This window comes from Fuscovulum sp., assembly GCA_035192965.1.
GTDB lineage: Bacteria > Pseudomonadota > Alphaproteobacteria > Rhodobacterales > Rhodobacteraceae > Paragemmobacter.
In genome coordinates this window covers 1004919-1030665 of the sequence record CP136571.1, presented here as the reverse complement: position 1 = coordinate 1030665, position 25747 = coordinate 1004919, and the positions used below count along the sequence as shown (strand labels likewise).

At 65.5% G+C, this 25747-nt stretch carries 20 protein-coding genes; 8 read left to right on the top strand and 12 right to left on the bottom strand.

The window, feature by feature from the left end:
* Positions 1–34: 34 nt before the first annotated feature.
* Together RSE12_05090 and RSE12_05085 are read right to left on the bottom strand one after the other, a co-directional pair.
* On the bottom strand, positions 35–1378 hold the full coding sequence (locus RSE12_05090) for an aminotransferase class I/II-fold pyridoxal phosphate-dependent enzyme (GenBank protein WRH63716.1): 1344 nt from the start codon (positions 1376–1378) through the stop codon (positions 35–37).
* On the bottom strand, positions 1375–8910 hold the full coding sequence (locus tag RSE12_05085) for an SDR family NAD(P)-dependent oxidoreductase (GenBank protein ID WRH63715.1): 7536 nt from the start codon (positions 8908–8910) through the stop codon (positions 1375–1377). Before RSE12_05085 ends, RSE12_05090 begins: the two co-directional genes overlap by 4 nt.
* A gap of 648 nt (positions 8911–9558) precedes the next feature.
* Here RSE12_05085 and RSE12_05080 point away from each other — a divergent pair.
* From RSE12_05080 to RSE12_05065, 4 genes are all read left to right on the top strand, one after another.
* Positions 9559–11595: a polysaccharide pyruvyl transferase family protein gene (locus RSE12_05080; protein ID WRH63714.1), complete on the top strand. Its 2037-nt coding sequence runs from the start codon at positions 9559–9561 to the stop codon at positions 11593–11595.
* 22 nt (positions 11596–11617) lie between these two features.
* A complete protein-coding gene (locus RSE12_05075) occupies positions 11618–12697 on the top strand; it encodes a polysaccharide pyruvyl transferase family protein (protein WRH63713.1) in 1080 nt (359 codons plus the stop codon).
* Positions 12698–12764: 67 nt separating this feature from the next.
* Positions 12765–14075, top strand: coding sequence for a glycosyltransferase family 1 protein (locus tag RSE12_05070; protein ID WRH63712.1), 1311 nt, complete (start codon positions 12765–12767; stop codon positions 14073–14075).
* Between the two features lie 40 nt (positions 14076–14115).
* Complete coding sequence (locus RSE12_05065; protein WRH63711.1) at positions 14116–14910, top strand: SDR family oxidoreductase; 795 nt, start codon at positions 14116–14118, stop codon at positions 14908–14910.
* Between the two features lie 87 nt (positions 14911–14997).
* On the opposite strand, the gene RSE12_05060 is transcribed toward RSE12_05065, so the two are convergent.
* Positions 14998–15501: a hypothetical protein gene (locus tag RSE12_05060; protein WRH63710.1), complete on the bottom strand. Its 504-nt coding sequence runs from the start codon at positions 15499–15501 to the stop codon at positions 14998–15000.
* Between the two features lie 237 nt (positions 15502–15738).
* On the opposite strand from RSE12_05060, the gene RSE12_05055 reads away from it, so the two are divergent.
* Positions 15739–16041 carry a hypothetical protein gene (locus RSE12_05055; protein WRH63709.1) on the top strand — a complete coding sequence of 101 codons (303 nt, stop codon included), beginning with the start codon at positions 15739–15741 and terminating at the stop codon, positions 16039–16041.
* A gap of 274 nt (positions 16042–16315) precedes the next feature.
* Positions 16316–16507 carry a hypothetical protein gene (locus tag RSE12_05050; protein ID WRH63708.1) on the top strand — a complete coding sequence of 64 codons (192 nt, stop codon included), beginning with the start codon at positions 16316–16318 and terminating at the stop codon, positions 16505–16507.
* Positions 16508–16563: 56 nt separating this feature from the next.
* Here the strand turns inward: RSE12_05050 and RSE12_05045 are convergent, their stop codons facing one another.
* Positions 16564–17316, bottom strand: a complete 753-nt coding sequence (locus RSE12_05045; GenBank protein ID WRH63707.1) for a Crp/Fnr family transcriptional regulator — start codon at positions 17314–17316, stop codon at positions 16564–16566.
* 165 nt (positions 17317–17481) lie between these two features.
* Here RSE12_05045 and RSE12_05040 point away from each other — a divergent pair, with 165 nt between their 5' ends.
* Entirely contained in the window at positions 17482–17718 is a 237-nt protein-coding gene (locus tag RSE12_05040) for a hypothetical protein (GenBank protein ID WRH63706.1), read from the top strand.
* Positions 17719–17720: 2 nt separating this feature from the next.
* Here the strand turns inward: RSE12_05040 and RSE12_05035 are convergent, their stop codons facing one another.
* Genes RSE12_05035 through RSE12_05025 form a run of 3 tightly spaced genes read right to left on the bottom strand, consistent with a single transcriptional unit; the run spans position 17721 to position 20985 of the window.
* The gene (locus RSE12_05035) at positions 17721–18644 is read right to left on the bottom strand and encodes a lysylphosphatidylglycerol synthase transmembrane domain-containing protein (protein ID WRH63705.1); all 924 of its coding nucleotides are present in this window, start codon (positions 18642–18644) and stop codon (positions 17721–17723) included.
* A complete protein-coding gene (locus RSE12_05030; GenBank protein ID WRH63704.1) occupies positions 18641–20269 on the bottom strand; it encodes a sulfatase in 1629 nt (542 codons plus the stop codon). Before RSE12_05030 ends, RSE12_05035 begins: the two co-directional genes overlap by 4 nt.
* The gene (locus RSE12_05025; protein WRH63703.1) at positions 20266–20985 is read right to left on the bottom strand and encodes a CDP-alcohol phosphatidyltransferase family protein; all 720 of its coding nucleotides are present in this window, start codon (positions 20983–20985) and stop codon (positions 20266–20268) included. The genes RSE12_05030 and RSE12_05025 overlap by 4 nt, the downstream gene beginning before the upstream one ends.
* A gap of 23 nt (positions 20986–21008) precedes the next feature.
* Between RSE12_05025 and RSE12_05020 the strand changes: the two genes are divergently transcribed.
* Positions 21009–21557 carry a cytochrome b/b6 domain-containing protein gene (locus RSE12_05020; protein ID WRH63702.1) on the top strand — a complete coding sequence of 183 codons (549 nt, stop codon included), beginning with the start codon at positions 21009–21011 and terminating at the stop codon, positions 21555–21557.
* Positions 21558–21568: 11 nt separating this feature from the next.
* On the opposite strand, the gene RSE12_05015 is transcribed toward RSE12_05020, so the two are convergent.
* Genes RSE12_05015 through ribA form a run of 5 tightly spaced genes read right to left on the bottom strand, consistent with a single transcriptional unit; the run spans position 21569 to position 25604 of the window.
* Positions 21569–22414, bottom strand: a complete 846-nt coding sequence (locus RSE12_05015) for a RibD family protein (GenBank protein WRH63701.1) — start codon at positions 22412–22414, stop codon at positions 21569–21571.
* Between the two features lie 2 nt (positions 22415–22416).
* Entirely contained in the window at positions 22417–23178 is a 762-nt protein-coding gene (locus RSE12_05010) for a class I SAM-dependent methyltransferase (protein ID WRH63700.1), read from the bottom strand.
* A 3-nt stretch (positions 23179–23181) separates the two neighbouring features.
* Positions 23182–23577, bottom strand: a complete 396-nt coding sequence (locus tag RSE12_05005) for a 6-carboxytetrahydropterin synthase (GenBank protein ID WRH63699.1) — start codon at positions 23575–23577, stop codon at positions 23182–23184.
* A 15-nt stretch (positions 23578–23592) separates the two neighbouring features.
* Positions 23593–24537, bottom strand: a complete 945-nt coding sequence (locus RSE12_05000) for a zinc-binding alcohol dehydrogenase (protein ID WRH63698.1) — start codon at positions 24535–24537, stop codon at positions 23593–23595.
* Positions 24534–25604 (bottom strand): GTP cyclohydrolase II, encoded by a 1071-nt coding sequence (ribA, locus tag RSE12_04995; protein WRH64741.1) that lies wholly within the window; start codon positions 25602–25604, stop codon positions 24534–24536. The genes RSE12_05000 and ribA overlap by 4 nt, the downstream gene beginning before the upstream one ends.
* Positions 25605–25747: the final 143 nt, after the last annotated feature.

Here is a 25747-nt window from a genome sequence, read left to right as displayed (position 1 = left end):
GCTCCACGCGAAAATCTGTCGGGCAAAGCTCGCATCAGATCGACAACAGATGCGCCGGCAACCGGTTGTGAAACTCTTCCTCACACAGCCGCTCCAACTCTTCCGCCACAACCTGAACAGCCGTTCGTAAATCGCTTTCCTCATGCAGCGATGAAATGAAAAACCGGAGCCGCGCGGATTGCATCGGCACTGCCGGAAAGATGATCGGCAGCGCATTCACGCCCCGCGCAAGGATCCGCTCCGACAGTTTGGCCGCCAGCATGGAATCCCCCACCATGACGGGAACCACGGCATAGGGCTCGGCCAGCCCCGTATCCAGCCCGGCCTCAGCCGCGAGTTTCAGGAACAGTTTCGCATTGGCCTGCAAACGGCTCACCCGCTCCGGCTCTGCGTTCAGAATGGCCAGCGCCTCGGTGGCCGATGCGGCAAGGGCCGGGGCCAGCCCCACCGAATAGACAAACCCCGACGCGTTCGACTTAAGAATATCGATCAGCGCCGCGTTTCCACAGACATACCCCCCCGATGCGGCCAGCGTCTTCGACAAGGTGCCCATCCAGATATCCACGTCATCCGGATTCACACCAGCCGCCTCAAAAGACCCACGCCCCCGCGCGCCGACAACGCCAAGGGAATGCGCCTCATCCACCATTAGCCAGCAGCCATACTTGCGCTTCAACGCCACCAGTTCGGCCAAGGGCGGCGTATCCCCGTCCATGGAATACAATCCTTCGACCACGATCAGGGCGTTGCGCGCCCGAAACCGGTTCTCCTCCAGCAGGGCCTCCAGCGCGGACATGTCGTTATGGGCGAAACTGCGCCGCGCTGCGCCCGACAGCCGCGCGCCGATCTGAACCGAATTGTGGATGTAGGCATCGTGAAGGATCAGATCCCCCTCACCCATCAACTCCCCGATCGTGGCCACATTGGTGGCATGGCCACTCACAAAGACGATGGCCGCCGCCGTGCCATAATGGCGCGCCAACGCTGCCTCCAACGCGGCATGAACGGGGCGTTCGCCCGCCACCAACCGGCTTGCCGACGGCGATACCCCATAGCGGTCCAGCGCGGCATGCGCCTGCGCCACCGGTCGCGGATCACTGTTCAGCCCGATGTAATCATAGGACGCGAAGTTGATCACTTCACGCCCGGCGATCTCGGTCTTGTTCGATGCACGGCCTGCATGGCTGCGAAAGAACGGGTTCTCGATGCCCATGATACTGCTGGCCATACGCATCTTTTCCAGATTGCGATACTGGACCAGCTGGTCGAACGGCGTCGCGTGAAAGGCCACGGACTGCGCACTCGCCGTTGAACTGCGCCGCTCCGCGGCATAGCGCGCCTTGGCGATCAGCTTGATTCTATGATCTTGCGAATTCATGCCGGGAACCCTTGTTTTGCCGTCTTGGGCGGCACCCGCCTGAATGGCGCGATGGATGCCGTTGGCCCACCCGCCGGGGCCGGTCGCTGCGCAACGTCCGAATTGATATGCTGCTGGATCAGGGACTGGTTTGCCGACAGGGCGGGGTCCGTCCGACTGGCCTCATGCAGATGCGTCACGATCCGGTCCGAAATCTGCGCAATGCTCAGCCCATCGGAAACGGCGGTCACCGGCAGGTCACTGCCCAGGCTTTCCTGAAGCGTCAGCCCCAGTTCCACCCCCATCAGCGAATCCATCCCCAGTTCCGTGATCGGACGCCGGATGCTGACAGCCTTTTCCGACACATGCAGGATGTGGGCGATGCGCCCCAGCAAAAAGGCCGAAAGCCGCTCTTCCGCCTTGGCGCGCGGCAGGCTCAGCAGCGTGTCGCGCAGGTTTTCGGTATCGGCGCTTTCCCCTTCACGCCGCCCCAGACTGCGCAACAGCCGGAAACTCGGCCCGGTCATCGTCTTCAGCGCCGCACTCGTCGCGCCCCAGCGCATCGGCGTGACATGCACCACCGCCTCGCTTGTCGCCCCTTCCTGCAACAGACGGTCCAGCGCCGCCGTCACATCGCGCGCCGTCATCTGCACATGTCCCGACATCCGCTTCACCAGCGCCGCCTTGCCGCTGTCCCGCGTCAGATACCCCGCATCGCTGATCGCCCCTAGGCCAAGCGCCAACCCGCACAGCCCCGCGTCCCGCCGCGCCCGAGCGATCCCTTCCAGATAGGCATTGGCCGCGACATAGGCCGATTGCCCATGGTTCCCGATCAGCGTCGAAATAGACGAAAGCAGGACGAAATAGCCAAGGTCGTCCTGCCGCGTCAGCCGGTCCAGATTGGCCCCGCCGCTGACCTTGGCCGCAAGGCCCTGCTCCAGCACCGCCGGTGTCAGATCCTTCATCGGCATGTCTTGCAGCAGCATCGCCGAATGCACGATCCCGGCAATCGGCGCCCGGGTGCGGATGTCTTCCAGAACCGCGCCCAACGCTGCCTCATCGGCAACATCACAGGCCATCAGTTCAACGCTCACGCCGGCTGCCCTGCTCCGGTCGATCCAGGCCGCAGCCTCACCTGTCGGGCTGGCCGTCCGCCCCAGCAGAACCAGATGCCGCGCCCCGCGCCGCACAAGCCACCGGGCAATCTCGATCCCCAGCCCGCCCAACCCGCCGACAATCACATGCGCCCCCATCGGGTCCGCCGCATAGCGCGCCACCGCCGCGCTTTGCGGCAACCCTGCCGGCGCCCGTGGCCGCACCACGATCTTGCCCAGATGCCCCGATTTCTGCATCAGCCGGAACGCCTCGACCGCCTGCTCACCATCGAACGCACGGAATGGCAGGGGCCGCAGCGTGCCGTTTGCAAACCCGCGCATCATCTCGGCAAACAGCCTGCGGAACAGGTCCGGGCGCCCCATGATCAGCTGATCCACGTCCACGCCGAAATAAGCGATGTTCTCCTTCATCGGGCGCAGGCCGACCGCCGTATTGGCATAGAAATCCTGCTTGCCCAGTTCGATGAAACGCCCAAAGGGCGCCGTGCAGAACAGGCTCGCCTCCATGGCCTTCCCGGCCAAAGAGTTCAGCACCACATCCGCGCCGCGCCCTTCCGTCAGGCGCATCACCTCATCCGCAAAGGCGAGGCTGCGCGAATCCAGCACATGCTGCACCCCCATGCGCGACAGCACGCCCCGTTTGACACCGGACCCGGCGGTGGCAATCACCCTCGCGCCCTGCGCCAGCGCAATCTGGATCGCCGCCAATCCAACGCCGCCCGCCCCGCTGTGAATCAGAACCGTTTCACCGGCTGACAGCTGCGCCAGATGCACCAGCGCATAATGCGCGGTGAAGAACGCCACCGGCAATGTCGCCGCCGCGCTTAGATCAATTCCCTCAGGCAAAGGCGCGGCAAGGTCCGCCGCCACCGTGACATGCGACGCAAAGCTGTTCGGTCCGAAAACCGCCACCTTGTCGCCAATGGCAAAGCCGGTCACGCCCTCCCCCAAGGCGACAACCCGGCCGGAACATTCGATCCCGATGGTCGGCCCCGCAAATCCCTTTTCCAAAGCCTCTTCCGGCAGCAGCCCCATCGACCACATCACATCGCGATAGTTCAAACCGGTCGCCGCTACTTCGACCTCGATCTCGCCCGCCTGCGGCGCGCGGCGCGGGCAGGACTGCCACGAAATCTCGTCGATCCCGCTCCAGACCGGCGCGGACAAAACCGCCCTGTGCCCGCTGCCGGGTGGCGCAATGGCCCCTTTCAGGCCCTGCATCAACCGCAGGCCATGCGCCGCATCCGCCGTCAGAACAAGTTCCGTCTCGCCATGCCCCTGCGCCACAACGCCCGCCACGCGATTGGCCAGATTTGGCCCGGTCAGCTCAGGAACAGGATCGATGCAGAACACCCTGAACCGCGGATATTCATTCTGCGCGCTGCGCAAGGCCGCCCAGATCGCCACCTGTTCGGGCAAGGCGCGGCCCGCCACCGCCTGTCCGGACCCGCCCGGAACAATCGCGATCATGCGGGCCAGATTGCCCTTCGCGCTTTCCAGCAGATCGCGCAGGATCAACAGACGCGCCGCCATCCTGTCTGCCGGCTGTGCCGAAGGTTCGGGATCGAACCACAGCACCACCACGTTCTCTTGCCCGTCCGGCCGCATGTGGCGCAACCCGGCAACCCGGTCCTTCACCGGTGCGGGGGCCAATTCGGATGCCGATTGCTCGCCCGCCGTATCGCCCGGTTCATCCATCACCACCGCCCGGATCGCGGCGCGCAACGGGGCAGACCCAACCGGAAGCCGGCTCGTCTGCGCCACCTCCGCAACCAACAGCGTCGCCCCGCCCATTCCATCCGGCAGTTCCGCCGCCTGCACCGTTTCCAACCCTGCCTTGCGCACGATCCGCACCAGATCATCCGCCCCCATCAAGCGCGAAATCGGCGTCTCAAGCCCCGGCACATCGGCAAACCAGTCCCGGTCCAGCCCCAGCACAAGATCACAGAAATCCGATGGTCGCGGCTCCAGCGCGATGATCCGCCCGCCGGGGGCAAGCCGGCTGATCAGACGTTTCATCAGCTCATCCGGATTGCGCGCCTTGCCAAGCGTTGCAGGCAGCAAGATCACATGAAACAGCGGCGCCTCGGCCAATGCTTCAACCGTAGCCCCCACCACCTCCACCCGGTCCGGCGGCATTGCCTGACCCGCCGCCGCATCCCCAAAGCAATCCGCCTGCACTTCCCAGAACGCCGCGGCCTTCGCCTCGTCCAGCGTCAACAGGCGCGGCAACAGCTGCGCCCGCCCGTCACTGACTTCGGCAATCCGGAAACCACGCCCCTCTGGCCAGCGCGCCGCAAGCTTCCGGACGAGCGAAATCAGAAAGGACTGCCGCCGCTCGACAAAGATCGACCCCTCGAAAAAGTTCAGCAGCGCGCCGCGCCCAAAAGTCGCTTCCGCATCGGTCTGACTGGCGCACAGCAGCGCAGGCAAGGTTTCCGACAGACGTGCCAGCAGCGCCGTCTCCGGGCCAAGGTCGGGCCGGTCGGCCAGCAGAACCCGCAGCAAGGCATCGACCGGGGGAATGTCATCCTCTGCCATGGTCAGTTGCCAACCGGCATCCGACCGCTGGGCCAGTTCTGCCCGCTCCAGAATGCCCAGGACAGCCGCCGCATAGGCAGTGGGGGCCAAACCACCGGTCACCCCCTGAACCAGTTCCGTGTCATCCGGCCCGGACATGTCTGCAAATCGGATGCGCCCCGCCGCATCGCACAGCGCCACAGCACCTTCATGCGCAACCTGCAGCGCGACACCTTCCAGAAAGAAAAAGGCGTCATCCTCCGGCGTCAGGCTTGCAGCGCGCGCCAGATCCTGCGCCTCGGCAAGGGTCAAGGATGGTGTCGATACCGGCTCGGAAATCGGAACCGTCTCCATGCGGAACCCATGCTGCGCAAGGTTCAGCCCACGCAACCGGCTGGCCACCTGAAACCGGACGCCGTCCATGCGGGCAATTTCATCACCTTCCGCATCGAAAAAGGTGAAATCCGCCAGCAGCGACCGTTGGCCCGCCCGGCGGATCCTGATGTCACCCGATGCAATCTGAACGCCCGGCTGCGTCAGGATCATCCGCCCGATCCGAACCGGCACATAGGCCCATTGCCCCCCAAATCGGGGCGATTGCATCATGGCCCCGATGATCCCGTGGAACACCGCATCCGCGCCGATGACATCAAGGGCGAACCCTTCTTCCTTTGCGTTGAACGCCTCTCCTGGCGACAGCACAACCTCCACCCGGTCGGCGGACAGGCAGCGCACATGCTGCACCCGGCGGAACCCCGGACCGTAATTCAGGCCGATCTCCCGCGCGGCCTCATACAGAACCTCACCCGACAGATCGCCTTGCTCCGATGGCCCGCCCTCGAACCTGCGCAAATCTGCAACCGGCTGCGCCGCAAAGAACCGCGCGCGCATGTGATCGCGCCAAACGGCATCGGCACCTCGCCCCCGGCTCTCGATGCTGACCACCGATTGCGCGAGCAGGGCCGAAACCCGCACCGTCACCAGATTGCCCATCGTCAGGACAAGCGGCGCGGCAATGTCCAGATCGCGCAACTCGATCCTGTCGGTCTTCAATCCCCGCTGCGCCGCAAGGGTTGCCATTTCGGCAAATCCCATCGCCGGCAGCAGGACATCGGCACCAATCCGGTGATCCGCCATCTCGGGCAACGTGCCAAGATCCATATCCACCCGCCACGAGGTACCATCCTCCACATCCCGTATGCCCAGCAGGCGGTGGTAATCCGCGCCACTGCCGAAATGCGCATCAATCGCGGGGGTCACATCGGTCCGGTGGATTTCATTGGTCCAGGGATAACGCGGCAGATCACGATCAAACCGCAAGGGTTCCGGCATCAACGGCCCTGGCGCAATCCGCGCCCCATGGACCATCGCCCGCGCCAGCGTCCGCCGCACCGGATTGACGTCCGGCGTATCCTGCTTTTCGAAACTGTGCAGGATCGCCGCATCGGCCACGTCATTGCCAAGGCAGGCCGTCATATAGCTGGTCAGCACCGGCGCAGGGCCCACCTCCATAAAGGCCTCGAAACCCGCATCCTTCAGGCTGTTCATCGCATCGCGGAACCGCACCATCTGGCGCACATTGGCGCACCAGTAATCGGTCGTAAGCTCCTCGCCCCTGACGGCATGTCCCAGAACCGATGAAAAGAACGGAATCCGCGCCGCACGGCATTTCAGCCCGTCAAGCGACCGCGCCAGCGTCTCCAACACCTCATCCTGCGCTGAGGCGTGATAGGGATAGTCGATCGGCAGCTTCACGCAGGCCCAGCGCTTTTCGCGCCGCGCAAAGGTCACATAGGCATCAATCGCCTCGGGCGTGCCAACCAGCGTCACATGCCGGGGGCTGTTCTCCGTGGCAATCTCGATCCTGCCCCCGAACGCGGCCAGGCTTTCAACGGCCTCCTCCATCGACACGCTCAGCGCCGCCATGGCCCCCCGGCCACGCAACGGCTTTTGCGACAGGCTCCGTTGATGGATCAGCAGCAACGCCTGTTCCAGGCTCAGCGCGCCACTGGCACAGGCCGCCGCCACTTCGCCCCCCGAATGGCCCATCACCGCCGCAGGCACAAACCCCCGCGCCGCCAGGGCATTGGTCAGGGCCATCTGATCCGCAAACAACAAGGGCTGCGCTACGGCGCAATCCCGCAAGTCCTGCTCCAGCGTCGGGCTGTTCAGCGCCTCGATGATGGACCAACCCGACAATCCCTTGAACAACCGGTCGATCCGCCGCATCGCGGTGGCATAGGCCTTGTCCGTCGCCAATGCCGCCCGTCCCATGCCCGCATATTGCGACCCGTTCCCGGAATAGACGAACGCCGTCGGCGCCTCCCGCAGCATTGATCTGCCTGTGATCACCCGCGGGCTTGCCTGCCCGCCCGCAGCCTTGGTCATGGCCCGCGCGGCCCGTCCGGCATCATCGCACAGCACAGCCGCCCGCAGCGGCAGGGTCGGCCGGAACGCCCGTGCCTGCGCGGCCTCCTGCGCCAGATCGGCCGCAGTATAGGCCGCCATTTCCGTCGCAGCCCCACTCTTTGCCGCCAGCCGGTCCGACCACGCCCCCAACAGCTTGCCCAAGGACTCGGCGCTCGCCGCCGATGTCAGCAGGATCGGCGGCTCCTTACCGGCCACCGGCGCCACCGGGGCAGCCACCGCCTCCACCTGCTCCAGGATCACATGGGCATTCGTCCCGCCAAACCCGAACGAACTGACCCCCGCGCGCAAAACACCTTCACCGCTCAAGGGCAGGCTTTCCGGCACCAGCGCCAGGTTCAACCCGTCCCAATCGATATTGGGATTGACCTCGTCGGCATGCAAAGTCCGGGGATAGCATCTGCGCTCAAAGGCGATCAGCGCCTTCAACATCCCCGCCACACCCGACGCAGGTTCCAGATGGCCGATATTCGATTTCACCGAACCAACCGGCAGCGCCCTGTCGCGGTGTTGGCCCAGCGCAAGACCCAGCGCCGTCGCCTCGATCGGATCACCGGCCTGCGTTCCCGTCCCATGCGCCTCGACAAAGGCAAGCGTGGCAGGATCGACCCCTGCCGCATCATAAAGACCCGCGATCAGCCCCCTCTGCCCTTCCATCGACGGCAGTGCGACATTCACAGTCCGCCCGTCGCTGTTGGTGGCCACGCCAAGGATGGCGGCATAGGCAGCGCGGGGCAGGATGTCAGCCGCCCGCTTGCGTTCCAGCACCAGCGCAACCGCGCCCTCGGACCGCACATATCCATCGGCCTGTGCCGAAAACGGGCGACAGCGCCCCGTCGGCGACAGCATCCGCGCAGCCGAGAACCCTACGAAATGGCTGGGGTCCAGCAGGATATTCACACCTGCCACAATCGCGGTATCGATCTCGCCCCGGTCCATGGCCTGCTGCGCCAACGCCAGTGCAAAGATCGATGACGAACAGGCCGTATCCACCGTCAGGCTGGGGCCGCGCAGGTCCAGCGCATGCGATACCCGGTTCGACACCAATGACAAGGTGTTGCCCGTCATCATATAGGCGTCCGCCGTCAATGGATCATGGGCAAGCCGCGCGCCATAACCCATGGTGGATGCCCCGACGAACACCCCCACGTTCTGCCCCGCCAGCCGTTCGGGCGGCAGGCCCGCATCCTCCAGCGCCTCCCAGACAACCTGCAAAAGGACTCGCTGCTGCGGGTCCATTTGCGATGCCTCGCGGGTGGAAATCGCAAAGACAGACGCATCAAAAGACCAGATGTCGTCCAGCACACCCGCTGCGAACGTATAGGATTTCCCGCGCACTCCCGGCTGCGGATGCAGAAATGCCGACCGCGACCACCGCTCCCGCGGAATTTCGGTCACCAGATCGCTGCCCGCAAAAAGCGAGTCGGCAAATGCCTTTGGGTCATTTGCCCCCGGAAGGCGACAGGCCCGCCCGGTAATGAGGGTTTGCAAGCTCAAGGCCTACGAACCGCGTTTTCGCATGATCGATGCGCCGCAACACAGCAAAAAGCCGAACGGGCGCACGAATGATGCGGGACACAAACCCGGATCATGGCACTGGTTATCCTTTTAACTGAAGCGTTTGCCCTTCGGCTGCACGCTTCTCACCCCTTACGCACACACAGACTGACTGTATCAACGAACGACATATTCACGTCTAGACAAACCATAGGTCTACCTTGCGAACAAGCAAGTTGCACTCCGCTCCGGCCGCCCGCAGGGTGGTTAAAGCAAAATTTCGCCCAAAAAACAGGCAAAGCGCCTAAAGAACTCTCCTGCCGGTTACGATTAAGCGTCAACATACCCCCGTCCCCGGGCCCGTTCTGAGGCAAGTCTTCGGGTCTATGGTCGTTTCATCTAGGCAGTGCCGCAGCCTCGGATGGGCCGAGAATCGCCACGTATGCAGATTTTCCTTTCTGAATCCGCCGTTGACGATGATGGACAGGACAAGGAAAAACCCCTACCTCTGCGCGCAGCCGTGCAGTTCGTGGCGTGTGTGTGTGAGTAAGACGTGTTGGTACCAGTATGAACAAAGACCTGTGCGCCCGGGTTCCGGAAGACGAACCGCTGCCTCTTTCCTGGGCAGGATCGTCCACGGACATGGACTATCTGAATTTCGGCGATGCGCTCAGTCCGGTCATGGTGGCCCTGCTGTCCGGCCGCCAGATCCGCCGCGTTCCCACCCGATCCAGATCGCTCCGCATGGCGGCTGTCGGCACCATCGGCCACGGTTTCGCCGAGGGCGAGGTCTGGTTCTGGGGCACCGGCTGCTCCAGCTGGAAGAACCCCTCCGCCCCGCTGGACGAGCGCGTTCCCTTCACCGTCCCCCCCCAGTCCAAGTTCGTTGTCACCGCCACGCGCGGCCCCGTCTCGGAACAGCTTCTCGCCGGTCCTGATGGCCACAAACCGGGGGTGTACGGCGATCCGGTTTGGATCCTGCCGCAGTTCTATCGCCCGCAGGTCGAAAAGAAATGGAAGATCGGCGCCATCCTCCACCTGTCGGAACTCAAGGATCGCAGCCCCGTTGCCATCCCGCGCGACAATATCCGCCGCTTCGACATCCCGGCAGAGCTTGCAGATGACGTTCACCTGATCACCACCTGCGCGCCCATCTCGATGCAGGCCATCGGCGACAAGATCGACGAAATCCTCGCCTGCGAACGCATCGTGTCCACCAGCCTGCACGGCATGGTCATCGCCGAATCCTACGGCATTCCTTGCCTTTACTTCGCACCAAACGGTGACGTGATCGGTCCGGCGGAAAAACCGCTCGATCCGCAGGGCGATCTCGATCTGCGCATCATCGATCTGTATCGCGGCCTCGGCAAATCATCGGTCATGACCTATGTGCAGCCGCGCGACGCGTTGACGGATTGGCCCGCGGTCATGGCCGCGGTCGATCACCACTGGCGCCCCGTCACCCTCGATACGCAGCCGCTGATCGACGCCTTTCCCTTCCCGCTCAACCCTGTGGTTCCAGCACCGGGCCAGACGATCTGGCAGCATCCGGTCCTTACCGACCTGTGCCTTCAGCATGATGTCGTGGCCCTGCGACAGGCCGATGCGCGGGCCAATGCGGTTGCGACACCCCCGCGCAAGGCACCCGCGCCCCGCCGGTTCGGCCCGCAGGACAAACAAGATCTGCTGTCGCGCCTTGTGGCCGATCACGGCGGTGTTCCGCTCTCCTGGGTGGCCAGCACGCAAGGCACACCCTATGCCAATCTCGGCGATGCCCTCAGCGCCGTCGTGGTGGCCGCCCTTGCCGGCGTTCCCGTCCGCCACGCCCATTTCGACAAAGCCTGCGAACGACTGGTCGGCGTCGGCACCATCGGGCACGCGCAAAAGAATGGCACCCTGCATGTCTGGGGCACCGGCTTCGACGCCACCCGCAACGCCGTGCAACCCGATCTGGGCCATTTCATCGCCCCACCGGACACCGCCTTTCACGTCCATGCCACCCGCGGCCCCCGCAGCGCCGGGCTATTGCGCGAGGCGGGCCTGACGTCCGGGCCCTGCGCCCATGGCGATCCGGTCTGGCTTCTGCCCCGCATCTGGCCCATGGCGGATGTGGCCAAGACCACCGATATCGGCGTGATCGTCCACATCACCGAACTGGATGCGCTGCGCCCCGATGCGCCCCTTCGCGCCGCCTACCGGCGCTATGACATTCCCGAAACGCTGTCAGGCTCGATCCGGGTCATCAACACCCTTACCGAACCTACGCTTGAGGCGCTCAAGGCCAAGGTCGCCGAAATCGCGTCCTGCCGCATGATCCTGTCCACCAGTCTGCACGGCCTTGTCATTGCCGAAACCTATGGGATCCCCTGCGCCTGGTTCAGCACCGAAGGCCCTGGCACCGGCACCCGGCTGGACCTTGCCGATGACAGCGTGAAGATTGATCACCGGATGCGCGATTTCTATCTCGGCGCCGGGGCAAGCCATCTGCCCACCTTCGCCCAGGATCGCCAGGACCCCACCGATTGGCAGGCGGCAGCCGATTTCGTCATGGCAAACTGGGCCCCGCTGGAACTGGATGCCGCCGATCTGGTCCAGAGCTTCCCCCTCCCCCTCGCTCCACGGGATGCCAAGGGCCAATGGCGGCTCACATCCCGAGCCGAAACGGATTTCCGGTTCTGATCGCGCGGTGAAAGGACAGAATGTGACAACCTCTCTCAGACAGTCCGTCGCAGAAACCGGCAGCATCCCGCTGTCTTTCGTTCTGGGTGATCGTGTCGCCAACCTCGGCGACGCGCTCAGCCCGGTCATGGTCACCCTGCTCTCCGGCCTGCCCAGCAGCCACAAGGCCCAGAACAGCACAGCGATCCGCATGGCCGCCGTCGGAACCATCGCGCATGGCTTCACCGGGGGCGAGGTATGGCTCTGGGGAACCGGCACCTCGAAATACCGCAACCCCCTGCATAAGGGGCCCGGCAAGGAACCCTTCATCCCCAACAGCGTGGCCAAGTTCCGCGTCACTGCCACCCGCGGCCCGGTCACCCGCCGCATCCTTGGCGATGAAAACGCCGTCGGCACGCCCGCCTATGGCGATCCGGTCTGGCTCCTGCCCCGTTTCTATCGGCCCAAACTGAAGAAACGCTGGAAACTGGGCGTGATCGTCCATCTCGCCGATCTCAAAGATCGCAGTCTGGACGCGCAGGTGAAGGATGCCTTCCTGCGCTACCACATCCCTGAAAGCGAACGCAGCTCCGTTCGCCTGATCAACACTGTGACCGACGTCACCCCCGATGCCCTGCGCGCGCGCCTGAACGACATTCTGGAATGCGAACGCCTCGTCTCCACCAGCCTGCACGGCATGGTCTTCGCCGAAAGCTACGGTATCCCCTGCCTCTACTTCTCGCCGCGCGGCAAGGTCAGCGGTCTGTCCGAACTGGATCTTCTCGACGAAGACAGCGTCGATCTGCGCATCATCGATCTGTACCGGGGGATGGGCCGCAACAAGCTCCCGGTCTATGTGCAGGACCGCAAGAAACACACCGATTGGGCCCATCTGATGCGGACGATCGATGATGTCTGGCGGCCGATCGACTTTGACACCGACCCCTTGATCAACGCCTTTCCGCTGGACCTTTGGCCCCTCAAGGCCCCGGTAGGCAAGACGATCTTCGATCACCCGCTGATCCAGTCCATCCCGATCACCAAACGCAACCCCGAGCATCTGCGCGAGGTGTTGCAGGATTCAAAACCCATCACCGATCTGCTGCAATTCTGGCGGCGCTGATCCCAAGGCGCCCCGCACAGGGCGGAACCCCATCAAAGGCAAAGACGGCAGAATGCAAACAAGGATCATGATCGACGGGATGAACCTCGCCCTCGACAAAGGCACCGGGGTTTCCACCTATGCGCGCAACCTGTCCTATGAACTGCACAACATGGGCCTCGGCGTCGATGTGCTCTATGGCAGCCGGTCTTATGGCGGGCGGGATGGTTTGCTTCGAGAGATCGACTTCTTCGATCCCGTGACCGAAAAGTCAAAACTGGAACGCATCATTCACCAGACCACAGAGATGGCCCGCACCTTCCTGTGGTCCTCTCCAAAGGCAATCCCGCGCACCGGCAAGGTCATTTCCAAGACCTTCTCCTCACGGATGCCCTATGCAGACCAGCTTTGGAATGCGAGCAACCTTTTCGGTGCCGCTGATGCCTATTTCTATCTCACTGGACAACGCAAACCAGTGCGTCTCGCCCAACCCCCTGAAATCATGCACTGGACCTATCCGCTGCCGCTGCGGATGATGGGCGCAAAGAACATCTACACCCTGCATGATCTGGTCCCGTTGCGTCTGCCCTACACCACGCTGGACCCGAAAAAGCACTACCTCAAACTGATGCGGCGCATCGTCAAACGCGCCGACCACATCATCACGGTGTCCGAAACCTCACGCAACGACATCATCGAATTGCTGCGTTGCCCCGAAAGCAAGGTCACCAACACCTACCAATCCGTCGACATCCCGGCCAAGCTCCGCAACCGCCCCGACGACGTGGTCCAGCGCGAGGTCGAAGGCACCTTCGGCCTGCCCTACAAGGGCTACTTCCTGTTCTTCGGCTCTCTCGAACCGAAAAAGAACGTCGGCCGCCTGATCGAGGCTTATCTTTCGTCCAAGGTCGAATCCCCGCTCGTCATCGTCGGCGCGCAGGCCTGGAAATCCGAAAACGAACTGCGCCTGATCAACGACACGACCAACCGCTTTCTGGAACAGATCGGCAGCCTGACCATCACCCGCGACCGGATCCGCCGCTTTGACTATGCCCCGTTCCCCCTGCTCGTCAGCCTGATCCGGGGGGCCAAGGCCGTGACCTTCCCCTCGCTCTACGAAGGGTTCGGCCTGCCCATCCTCGAAGCGATGCTGCTGGGAACGCCTGTCATCACATCGCGCGAAAGCTCCACGCCGGAAGTGGCGGGCGACGCCGCCCTGCTGATCGACCCGTACGATCCCCGCGCCATCGCCGACGCGATCATCGAACTGGACCGCAACGCCGATCTGCGAGCGAAACTCTCTGCGGCCGGCGTGAAACAGGCCGCGCGCTATGCGCCCGAAATCTATCGCGACCGGCTGCGCGACGTTTATTTACAGGTTCTCGGCCGCCCCATCTGACGCGCCTCTGGCCCGGCCTTCCTGCACGAGAAAAGGTTCCATGCCCCTGCCCCAAGGACCGGCCATCATCACCGGAGGCTCGAGCGGCATCGGCCTTGCCACGGCGCTGCGTCTGGCCGAACGGGGCCACCCCGTCGCGCTGATAGCCCGCAAACCCGCCCTGCTGCACGAGGCTGCGCAGAGGATTCGCGCCCAAAGCCCCGGCCTGCCCGTGCATGTCGAAGCCGCCGACGTGACCGATGCTGCCGGCCTGACCGCCGCCATCCAGCGCTGCGTCGATGCGCTGGGTCCGCCGGGACTGCTGGTCTGCTCTGCCGGCATCACCGTGCCCGGCCGCTTTGCCGACATCGCGCCACAGGCGCATCTGGATGTGATGAACGTCAACTACTTCGGCTGCCTGAACGCCCTGCGCGCCACCCTGCCGCATCTTCTGCCCAAAGGACGCATCGGCCTGATCTCTTCCGCGGCGGGCCTGTCCGGGCTTTACGGCTACAGCGCCTATGCCCCCTCAAAATTCGCCCTGCGTGGCCTCGCCGAGGTTTTGCGCGTGGAACTGGCGCCGAACGGCATCGGCGTCACGCTCTGCATGCCTCCCGATACAGATACACCGCAACTCACGGCGGAACTCCCGCTGCGCCCGGCGGTCACCAGCCGGATGGCAGCCCTTGGCGGCGTCCTGAGCGCGGATCAGGTCGCCACGGCGCTGATCCGCGGCATGGCAGCGAACCGGTTTCTCGTCTTGCCGGGTACGTCGATCAAGGCGCTGCATCTGGTCGGCGGCCTTGCCGGCCCGCCCATGCGCTGGCTTCAGGCCTGGTATCTGCGCCGGTCCTGACAGGCTGCCGCGCGCCGCACCGGCACTGGGAAACGAAAAAGGGCGGGGCCTGCGCGGCCCCGCCCCCCAAATAGCCAGTTAAGTGGCTTATTCGTCCAAGCGACGCACCACGCCATCGGCAAAGGCGGCAATCAGCGCCTGATAGAACTCGTCGCTGCTGGCCGTCACGGTGGTCTGATCGAACCCTTGCGGGAAGAAGGTTGCCGCCTGCTCGACAGTCACCGTCAACTCATAGGTGTTGAAGTTGGTGTTGTCGTTCATGTCGGTCACATTCACCACGCCGACCAGACGGGTATCCGCGGCGCCCACCGCATCGGTGAACGAATTGCTCAGCTCCACTTCGGACAGGTCGATCTTGATCTCGATCCCTTCTTCCGCGGTCCGGTCCACAACCCGCGCCAGGATCGCGCCCTGCAGGTCATCGGCCGTATTGGCAAAACGCACGGCAGCCGCCGCATTGGTCAGCGCTGTGATGTCCATCTCGACATCGACGGATTTCACCTTGTCGTCCGGCGCAGCAAAGGCCGCACCAGCCAGCAAAAGCCCGACAAGCGGGCCGACAAGAACTGTGATTTTGTTGAATTGCGCCATGGGCGTCTCCGATATTTCTGTGGCCATGGGCCGAAACGGCCCTTGCGCAGAACAAACGCAAACAGGGGCCTTCCGGTTCCCCGCCTTCCGCACCCGCCACGCAGCCCGCCCCGACACCCCCACCCGCACTGATCCGCATCAGCCTTCCCCAACGGGCGCGGTGATAGGCTCACGCCCATCCCAACCGTTGCCAGATGGCACCGGACCTGCGGGTAACAGCCGGAGTCCGCGACAGCCATGCGATCCACCACAGCGACCGTCACCTTCCGCAACAGCTTCCGCCTTCCCGGCCATGACAGGGATTTCCCCTCGGGCAGCTACGATGTCCTGCGCGAAGATGAACGCCTCGACGGCCTCACGTTTGAAGCCTTCCGCCGCGTCGCCACCTATCTGCGGGTCCGGGGGCGCGGGGTGCAGGCCGGGCAAACCGAATTGCTCCCGATCACCGAAAAGGATCTCGATGCCGCCTTGCTCGCCGACCGGGGCCTGCCGGAAACCCTGATCCCGAACGACGCACCGAAAATGGAAGATCCGGCATGACGCGATCCCCCTGCCGCAAGGCGCTGGCCCTCATCGCCCCATGACGGCCCGCGCCGCCCCACCGGCGGGATCGGGCCTATGCCAATCTGCATCAGTTCCTCCGTCTGCAGAATGGCCTATACACATCCCCCGATCCGCGAATCCTCGCTGATCCGGCACAGCCCCAATCCCGGCAAACCCAACGACGTCCCCGGTCCCGCCCTCAGGCCTCACCTTCAGGCCTCGTCGGGTATTCGGCATTGTAAAGAAAGCTGCGCCCCACAAGGAACCGACCATGACGACGAAATACTTCACCTCAACCCGCGACCGGATGTCCATCGTGCGCGCTGCTTGGGAAAAAGCCCCCGCAGGTCCGAAAAAGGATGCAGCTCTGGTCCATTTTCAGGCCGCAGAGGCATCTCTCTCGGCCCATAACGATGCCGATTGCCTCAAGTCGCTCTCCGCTGCCTGTCACGCGCTTGCCTGACCCGGCCCCGGCGAACCGGGCCCGCCCGGGGCGATCCGCGCTCCGGACGGCCCCCTCTATCCCAGCAACGGCCCGTCCAGATCCAGATAGGCGCGGTCAAAATCCGCATGGGCAACCAGCGCGTCATAATCGTCAAAGGTGACCCGCCCACGCTGAAACGTCAGCAATCCCTCTTCCCGCAACTCGCGCAGCACCCGATTCACATGCACCGCGCTCAGCCCCAACGCATCCGCCAGCAGGTATTGCGACAACGGGCAGGCATAGCCGGTCCGATCCCCCAGCCCAACCATCCGCAACCGGGACCCCAGTTCCAGCAGAAAATGCGCCATCCGCACCGATGCTGAACGACGCCCCAGATCGACCAGACGCTCCACCACCATGGCTTCATCCCGCGACGCGGCCCACAGGACCGCCATGGCCAACCGGGGCGTGCGGCCAAAGACATCCAGCAGGTCCTTCTGCTGCACCTCCGATGCCTGCATCGGGGTCAGCGGTTCCACATTATGGTCCGAAGTGCGGAACAACACCGACCGCAATCCCAGAAAATCACCCGGGATCTGGAAATCCACGATCTGCCGCGAGCCGTCAGGAAGAATCTTGTAAGACGACGCCCACCCCGAGGCGAGCACATAGGCGCATTGATCTTTCTGCCCTTGATGGATCATGTCGCTGCCCACCGCGAAATGGCGGCGACGGCGATAGAGGTCCGACATCGCCTCCATTTCTTCCTGCGAAAGCCGGACGAAGGCCGAAAGTTTTCGCGCAAAGGGGCTGTCCTGCACTGACAGAACGGCGGTCGGTTCTTTCATGGCCACACTTTCCGAAGCAGGGCTCTTGGGGCACTGCTTCACTGCCATATTCTGCAAAAGAGAACGTTGAACGCTGACACAGATCAGCCCGACGCGGCACTTTCCTGCGACGATGCTGCTTAGGTGCCAAATTATGGCATGAAACCCCGTGAAAGTCGAAACCTGATGTCCACTTCCATGCACTCCGCCGGGCACGCCGCCCTTGCGATTGTCGAATCGCTGCTGCTTGCCCTGAACGACCGCAACATCCTGCCCGAGCGGGAAATTGTCGGAATCCTCAAGGATGCCGCGGCCGCCCACGCCGATGCCCCGCCCGGAGACGGCGACGAAGAGTTGCACAAAGCTGTGGCGAAACGGATCAATCAGATCATTGACGGCGGCAATTCCGTCCGTCGCCGCTGACGCTAACCCTGCTGGCGTCCCGGCTCTGCCCGCCCCGGCCAAAGCCACAGCGCCATCCCCAGCACGGATGTCAGCAGGAACACCACGCCAAAGGCCGCACTGGCCGCAAAGCCCTCGGCCCCCGTCGCACCTGCCAGCGGAAACAGCACCACTGCCGCCCCCTCGCGCAGGCCCCAGCCGCCGATGGTCAACGGCACCAGCATGGTGAATAGCACCAGCGGCAGGATCACCAGAACCGCGCCCAAGGGCAGCCAGACGCCCACCGCCGCCGCACAGGCCGCAAAGGCCAGCAGGTTCGCCGCCACCGTCCCCAGGCTCAACACCACTTGCTGCTGCCAGACCCCGTGCGCAAACACCGCCCGCGCCGCCGCCGCGCGCCATGCCGCCAATCGCGGCCACCGCGCGCCCGCCAGCACAAACAACCCTGCCGCGACCCCAAGCCCCACCGCCACCAAGCCCAGCCCCGCCAGCATCGCGCCGGGCAACACGATCCCCCCCGGCGCAAGGCTCACCACAAGCGCAGCCAGCAGCACCACCGCAACCAGCGCCGCTTGTCCCGCCAGCCGCTCGAACACCACCGCCTGCCCGGCCCGCTCCAACCCCGCCACCGCGCCCGCGCGCACCGCCCGCCCCGCATCGCCCAGCACCCCACCGGGCAAGGCAAGGTTCACCACCTGCGCCAGAAAATACTCCCGCACCGCGCGCCGCAGCCCCATCTGATGGCCAAGCTGCGCCGCCGTCAGCCGCCAGCGCAGCGCCGACAGCACGGTCTGCGCCAGCAGCAGGCCAATCGCCACCGCCACCCAACCGGGCCGCAGTGCGCGCAGCCGCGCCGCCACCTCGGCCCCGTCCACCATCCGCCAAACCAGCGCAATCACGGCCACCGCCGCTGCTGCCCGCAAGGCCTGCCGCAGCCCCGGCCTCACGGCGCCACCCCGCTGGAAAAGGTGGTGACAAACAGATCGCGCATCGCCTCCATCGGCAGCGCCTCCTGCGCCTCGGGCGGGGTCAGCCCGGGCACAAAGCCCCAAGCCCCCGCCCGCTCCACCAGATCGGCCGGCCCGATCACATGCACCGGCACATCCAGCCGGTCCTCTTGGGCCACGAACCCCGCCGCCTGATGATCGCCCAGCACCACGATGAGCGGCATCTCCTCCGCCGTTCGCGCGGCCCAGCCGAACGCCGCCTCCAGCGCATAGCCGACCGACTGGCGATACTGGTCGCGCACGCGGTCCCGGTCGCGCCACACCACATTCGGCGGATCGCCTTCCTGCGCCATAGCGTTGAACACCGTGCCGTCCCCCACCGCATCCCAATCCACCATGCGCGGCACCGGCACCCAGGGCGCGTGCGACGAAATCAGCACCACTTGCGCGAACAGCCGCCCTGCACGCGCCGCATCCTGCCGCACCAGCCTGTCAAACGCCGCCAGCGTGAACTGATCCGGCATCGTCACCCAGTTGAACGGCAACCCGCGATAGCCCAGATCCGCCGCCGCAAGGATGCGGTCAAACCCCATCCCCCGTCCTTCCGGCCAGGCCATGGTGATCGCCGGCATCACCGCCGCCGTCTCAAACCCCGACCGCCGCGCGATGTGGAACAACCCTTCCCGCCCGCTCACCAACAGCGCGCGATAGCGCACCTGATCATTGATCCGCAGTCCGTTGGCGAATGTCGCATGGGCCAGCCAGCTCTGCCCCCCCTTGGTAGAGGATGTCAGGTATCCCGACCGCATCGCAAACCCCTGCGCCCCCAGCGCCCGTTCCGCCTCGGCCAGCACCGCCCGCGTTGTCGCGGCATAAAGCGGCCCTTCCACATTGGCCCGCCCATAGCTCTCGATGAACACCACCACCACATCCCGGTCGATCCGGTCCAAAAGCCCGTCCTGCCCCCGGAACGGATCCGCCACCGCCGCCACCCGGAAGGTCCGCAGATCCGCAACCGTGCGCAGCACCAGCCGCACCCGCTCTGCCGCTACCCGAGATGTAAAGGCCGCACCGGGCGGGTCGAAGGGCATCTTCCAGCGGTTCATGATCGCCGCCGCTTCCCAAACCCCGGCCACCGCGCAGATCAGCGCCACCACCCCCGCGCCTCGCCGCAACCACGGCCGCGCGCCAAAAAGCGGCAACCGCGCCCAAACCCCCATCGCCCACCACAGCGCCCAGCCCAGCGCCAGCAACACTGCCGCAATCGCCCCATAGGCCAACACCGCGCCCAGCACGCCCACCGAACCCGACAACAGGTTGAACCCCGCCACCGCCAGCGGCAGATCGCCCACCGGGTTGAATCCCCGGCCAAAGGCCGTGAACATCGCAAAATCCGCTGCCTTCAGCACCACCAGCAGGACCAGCAACGCCGCCAGCACCCCGCGCAACCATCGCCCCGCGCGCCCGTCCCCAAGCAACGGCAAGCCCAGCAGCAACACCGGCAATTCCAGCGGAAACAGCCGCAGGGCCCCCCATGTCATCGCGCCGGGATGATTGGGCTGGATCAGTACCAGATGCAGGATCACGGCAGCCAACACCGCGCGCCAGATCATCCCCCCACTCATCCCCGATGCCTCCACAGCCACAGCACATCCCGCCCGAAGGACCAGACCAGCGCCGCCACCGCGCCCCATGCCACCACCTGCGCCACCTCGGGCATCAGCCCCGGCACCTGCAACAGGATCAACGCGGCGATCTGCACCACGCACACCACCTTGCGCCCGAACCTGTCAGGCAGGGCCGCCGCCAGCCACGGAAATGGCCAGAAGGCCGCCACAAAGGCGTATCGCATCGCCCCCAGCAGCAGCACCTCCGCCCCCGTCATGCCCCCCAGCCAGACATGCGCCGCCAGCACCAGCGCCAGCGCCGCATCCGTCTCCATGTCGAACCGCGCGCCAAAATCTGACAACAGCCCGCTGCGCCGCGCCAGCCAACCATCCACCCCGTCCAGCGCCAGCGCCACGCTGGCCAGTGCCAGCACATCCCATCCCTGCGGCCCCTGCCACAGCATCCCCGCCAGCGCCGCCACCATCGCCGCACGCGCCAGCGTCACCACATTGCACAGGCCAAACCGCGCATGGGGGAAATGCAGCGCCAGCTTGCCCCGGATCAGCACAAGAACCGCCCCCGTCCCCGCCAGCGCGATCAGAGCCGCTCTCACACCACCCTCAGGCCGCAGCACCAGCGGCACCAACGCGACCAGCAGGGCCAGAAGCGCCGCAGGCCAGAACCCGGCAGGCAAGCCAACCCTTGATCTGATCTTCTCAACCTCTACTGTCATGGGATCACAAAAGGCAGGCTCAGATGCAGACACCGTCTCCCGGATACAGCAGCGGCCAACGCGCCCTTCACTGGATCATCGCGCTGATGATCCTTCCCATGATCGCCGCAGGCTTTCTGATGGTGCAAGAGGGCCTGCCCCGCGCGCTCGGCAACACGCTGTTCATCATGCACAAAAACATGGGTGTCGTGGTCCTCATCCTTGTCGTGCTGCGCATCGTCGTGAAACTGCGCCACAAGGCCCCGCCCTTGTCCGACCGCCTGCCCGCATGGCAGCGCCGCGTCGCCCATGCCAGCCATGGCCTGCTTTATGTGCTGATGCTGGTCATGCCGTTGTCGGGCTACATCCGTGTCCGCGCCGGCGGCTTTCCGATCGAGGCGCTGGACAGGCTCGGCCTGCCCACGCTCGTGCCGAAATCCGAAACCCTCGCCGCCACGGCCAAGACGGTGCATGAACTGGGCGCCTATGCCATCGCCGCGCTTCTGGCGCTGCACATCGCCGCCGCCCTGCACCACGCGCTGATCCTGCGCGATGGCACATGGTCCCGCATCTGGCCGCCGGTCCGCCGTTAGCATCCCACGCCCTACCGCGCCCGCAGGGCGCGCGTGCCCTCCGCCACCAACCGCGCCGCGTGAACCGGCTGCCAGGCCATCGCAGCACTGGGCGTTAATGCGCAATCAAAAACCACCTCGGGGCCAAGCCCATAGGCCCGCGTCTCTGGCCGCATCGCATCCGACAGCCGCGCCACCGGGCTTTGCAGCGTCAATCCCTGCGGCCCGCCCCCGATCAGCAAGGGCGACACCGCCACCTGCAACCGGTTCAACAATCCCGCCTCCAGAAACCGCGCGATGGTGATCCCGCCGCCTTCGACCATGACGCTGTTCAGCCCAAGGTCATGCAAGGCTGCCAATATCTCGGCGGGGTCCAGCCACCCGTCATGCAACGGCAGGGTAACCACCTCCACGCCCTCGGGCCGCGCCTGCGCCACGCCTTGCACCACGATCCGCCGCGCGCCATCGGCACGGAACAGTGCGACGTCATCCGGCAAACGCCCGCGCGGGTCTACCACGATCCGCGCCGGGTTCGGTCCGCTGCACATCCGCACGGTCAGTTGCGGCTGGTCATGGATCGCGGTCCGCACTCCGATCAACACGCCATCCACCAGCGCCCGCATCCGGTGCAGATGCGCCAATCCCTCTGGCCCCGAAACATCCCGCGCATCGCCCGTCACCGTGGCCACCCGCCCATCCAGCGATTGCCCGATCTGCGCTACCGTCACCGGCCCCAGATCACGCCGGGCCAGAGGCGCGTACAGGTCCAGCGCCGCACGCTCGCCCGGCGTCCACCGCCCGCAGCAGGCACAACCGTTACCCGCCCGGATCGACAGGATCCGCTCCCAGACCTTTGGCGTGACCTCAACCGTGTGCATCCTCAGCCTCCCTCACCCGCCGCCAAAGCAGGCGGCAGGGCCAGCAGATCGCGATGCCCGATCCGGCATTCCCCCTGCCCCAGCCTTGCCCGCCGCGCCGCCAGCCACGCATCCGCTCCGGCAAACCCTGCCTCGCCCGCCGCCTGCGCAATCCCGCGCAGCAATTCCCCCTGCAACGCCGCCTGATCCGGCCCCAGCCGCCAAGGACTGTCGGCTTCGCGCACCGCATAGCCCGCCGCCCGCAACCGCGCCGCCAGATGATCCGCCGCCTTCGGCCCCAGCGCCGGGCCGAACCCCTTGTCGCCCCCCTGATGCCGGTTGAACGCCGCCGTCACCGCCGCGTCTTCCGGCAAGGCAGGCTCCCAAACCATCACCCCATCGTAATTCAGCGCCGCATAGACGGGCAGCCGCAACTCCGCCACCCGCGCAACGAACCGCTCAACCCACTCTGCCGACACCAGATCAAACAGCGCCGAAGCCGTCACCAACCCTGCCCCTTCCAAAGGCAAAGCCTCCACATCGTTCAGGTCAAGGCAATGCCCCTCCCCCCCCGCCAGATGCAGCAACCCCGCATCCGCATCCACCATCCGCCACAGCGCACCCTCGGCCAGCCCACCAAAAGCCCGCCGCGTCGATCCCGTGCCACAGCCGAGGTCCACGATCACCGCCCCCGCCACCTGCGCCGCCGCAGCCAACAGCGCGCCATCCCGCGCCGCATGGTCGGCAGGTTCACGCAAGGCCAGCCAGTCGGCGGAAAAGCCCATCCCTCAGACCTCACCCTCACACCAGGCCCGCGCCATATGGCTTTCCCCAAGCGTGATCCGCAGCCGCTTCACACGGCCCGCATCCTTCAACTCACCCGCCCGCAACCGCGCCACCATGGCCTTGTGGATCACGCCGCACAAAAACTCCGTCGTGGTGAACTTGCCCGCAAACTCCGGCACCTCGTCCAGATTGCGATAGCGCAGCGGTTGCAACACCGCCGCCAGCGCATCCACCGCCAGTCCGATATCCACCACCAACCCGTGATCGTCGATATCCTCGGCAAAGAACGCCGCATCCACGGTAAACGTCGCCCCATGCATCCCCTGCGCCGGGCCGAACACCGGCGAGGGCAGCGAATGCGCGATCATGATATGGTCCCGGACCTCAACAGCGAACATGTGTCTTTCCTTTGTTCAATAGCGAATACGATGGCACAGCGTGCCGGGCGCGGACAGCACCGCGCCATAGGTGTCGGGCAGGTCGTCAAACCCGCTCTCCCCCGAAATCATCACCTCCAGCACCGGATCGCGCAGCAAGTCCAGCGCCTTCTCCAGCCGCCGCCGATAGGTCCAGCGTGGCGCGCGCGCAGGCGGCACCTGCCCCACCTGCGAACTGACCAGCCTCAGCCGCCGGCTGTGGAACGCCCCGCCCAGCGGCACGGGCGTCTCCCCCGCGCCATGCCAGCTTGCCTCCACCACCACGGCCTCAGCCCCCGCACAGCCCAGCGCGGTCGCCAACCCGGCGGCCGAGGCACTGGCATGGATCACCACATCGCACTCCCCCGGCGCATCTTTGGGCAAAGCAAACCCACAGCCCAGCGTCGCCGCCAGCGCCGCGCGTTCCGGCTGGCTGTCCACCAGCACAACCTCGGCCCCCGGCAACCGCACGCACAGATAGGCCACCAGCGCCCCCACGACACCCGCGCCGATCACTGCGATCCTGTCCCCGGCCCCGGCCCCGCTGTCCCACAGGATGTTCAGCGCCGTCTCCATATTGGCAGCCAGCACCGCCCGCGCGGCAGGCACGCCATCCGGCACCGCGATCAGCGCCGCCTCGGCCAAGCGGAATGCCGTCTGATGCGGAAACAGCGCAAACACCGCCCGCCCCGCCAGCGCACCCTCGGTCGCCTCACCCACCATACTGTAGCCGTATTTCACCGGAAACGGGAACGCGCCTTCCTGAAACGGCGCGCGCATCCGCGCCCATTCCGCCTCAGGCACGCCACCGCCAAACACCAGCCGCTCCGTCCCTCGGCTGATGCCGGACCAAAGCGCCCGCACCGCCACGCCCTCGCCCATCGCCGCATCGCGGATTTCGGCCTGCCCGGGGGCCACGCACCACAGCGCCCGCGCCGTCATGGCAGCAGATGCCCGGATTTCTGTGCCTTGACTGCCAGATATCGCGCGTTCTGCGCCGTCCGGCCCACGGCCAGCGGCACCCGCGCGGCCACACGCACCCCCTGCGCCGTCAGCATGGCCACCTTGGCCGGATTGTTGGTCATCAGCCGCACTTCGGAAATCCCCAAACGCGCCAGCAGCGCCGCCCCAATGCGGAAATCCCGCTCGTCATCCTCGAACCCAAGGTGATGGTTCGCTTCCACCGTGTCCAGCCCACGTTCCTGAAGGGCATAGGCGCGCATCTTGTTGGCCAACCCGATCCCGCGCCCCTCTTGGTTCAGGTAAAGCAGCACCCCGCCCCCGACCTCGGCCATCGCCGCCATCGCCGCCTGCAATTGCGGGCCGCAATCGCATTTCCGGCTGCCCAGCACATCGCCCGTGAAACAGGCCGAATGCAGCCGCACCAGAACCGGCCCCACCCGATCAACAGCCCCCACCTCGATGGCATAGTGCTCTGCCCCGCCGTCATCCGGGCGGAACACATGCACCCGGCCCGCCTCAGACACCGCCATCGGTAGTGCCGCCGCGCTTATCTCATGCTGCGGCGCCATCCGCGCCAGCTCGGTCAGCACGTCCCCGGCCGAAACCAGCGTCAGCCCCTGATCCTGCGCCAACCGCCCGGCATCGGCCAGCGGCACCGACATCACCGAAGGCAGCAATTGCGCCGCCCGGGCCAGCGCGATCCCCGCCTCTTGCACCACACCGCCCGGCAGCACCTGCACCGCGACCGGCCCCCGCAGCGCGCCGTCTCGTATCGGGTCTGCCAGACGCTGCACCTGCGCGAAACTGTGGCCGCCCACCTCCAGCCTGACAACCGGCGCGGCACCATCCAGCCCCAGCGCCACCGCCCGCCTGCCCGTCAGCACCAACTCGGCCCCGCCCGCCTGCACAGCCGCCGCAAACCGCGCTTCCGACAGCCCCTCAACGGCCAGCACCATCAAGGCCCCGCCGGGCCCTGTCACCACCACCGGCAAACCCAGCCGCAGATCGCCGCGCGCCCGCATCACCTGTTCGCGGCTTGTCGGCATAAACTGGTTTTCAATCAATGGGTCCGCACGCAGCGCGCGGTTAGAAACAGTCATGGGCAATCCCGGGCAAAGTGGCACACGTTACGTAGTCCTGCGACTCACGCGACAAGGGCGATGACAGAAAATCGATAATCAGATCACGT

Excerpts from the sequence above, each read along its gene's own strand:
- RSE12_05080 (WRH63714.1), top strand. The coding sequence starts at position 9,559 with ATGGACTATCTGAATTTCGGCGATGCGCTCAGTCCGGTCATGGTGGCC.
- RSE12_05090 (WRH63716.1), bottom strand. The coding sequence starts at position 1,378 with ATGAATTCGCAAGATCATAGAATCAAGCTGATCGCCAAGGCGCGCTAT.
- RSE12_05000 (WRH63698.1), bottom strand. The coding sequence starts at position 24,537 with ATGACGGCGCGGGCGCTGTGGTGCGTGGCCCCCGGGCAGGCCGAAATC.
- RSE12_05020 (WRH63702.1), top strand. The coding sequence starts at position 21,009 with ATGCAGACACCGTCTCCCGGATACAGCAGCGGCCAACGCGCCCTTCAC.
- RSE12_05025 (WRH63703.1), bottom strand. The coding sequence starts at position 20,985 with ATGACAGTAGAGGTTGAGAAGATCAGATCAAGGGTTGGCTTGCCTGCC.
- ribA (WRH64741.1), bottom strand. The coding sequence starts at position 25,604 with ATGCCGACAAGCCGCGAACAGGTGATGCGGGCGCGCGGCGATCTGCGG.
- RSE12_05010 (WRH63700.1), bottom strand. The coding sequence starts at position 23,178 with ATGGGCTTTTCCGCCGACTGGCTGGCCTTGCGTGAACCTGCCGACCAT.
- RSE12_05040 (WRH63706.1), top strand. The coding sequence starts at position 17,482 with ATGTCCACTTCCATGCACTCCGCCGGGCACGCCGCCCTTGCGATTGTC.
- RSE12_05055 (WRH63709.1), top strand. The coding sequence starts at position 15,739 with ATGCGATCCACCACAGCGACCGTCACCTTCCGCAACAGCTTCCGCCTT.
- RSE12_05015 (WRH63701.1), bottom strand. The coding sequence starts at position 22,414 with ATGCACACGGTTGAGGTCACGCCAAAGGTCTGGGAGCGGATCCTGTCG.
- RSE12_05050 (WRH63708.1), top strand. The coding sequence starts at position 16,316 with ATGACGACGAAATACTTCACCTCAACCCGCGACCGGATGTCCATCGTG.
- RSE12_05030 (WRH63704.1), bottom strand. The coding sequence starts at position 20,269 with ATGAGTGGGGGGATGATCTGGCGCGCGGTGTTGGCTGCCGTGATCCTG.
- RSE12_05005 (WRH63699.1), bottom strand. The coding sequence starts at position 23,577 with ATGTTCGCTGTTGAGGTCCGGGACCATATCATGATCGCGCATTCGCTG.
- RSE12_05060 (WRH63710.1), bottom strand. The coding sequence starts at position 15,501 with ATGGCGCAATTCAACAAAATCACAGTTCTTGTCGGCCCGCTTGTCGGG.
- RSE12_05065 (WRH63711.1), top strand. The coding sequence starts at position 14,116 with ATGCCCCTGCCCCAAGGACCGGCCATCATCACCGGAGGCTCGAGCGGC.
- RSE12_05045 (WRH63707.1), bottom strand. The coding sequence starts at position 17,316 with ATGAAAGAACCGACCGCCGTTCTGTCAGTGCAGGACAGCCCCTTTGCG.
- RSE12_05070 (WRH63712.1), top strand. The coding sequence starts at position 12,765 with ATGATCGACGGGATGAACCTCGCCCTCGACAAAGGCACCGGGGTTTCC.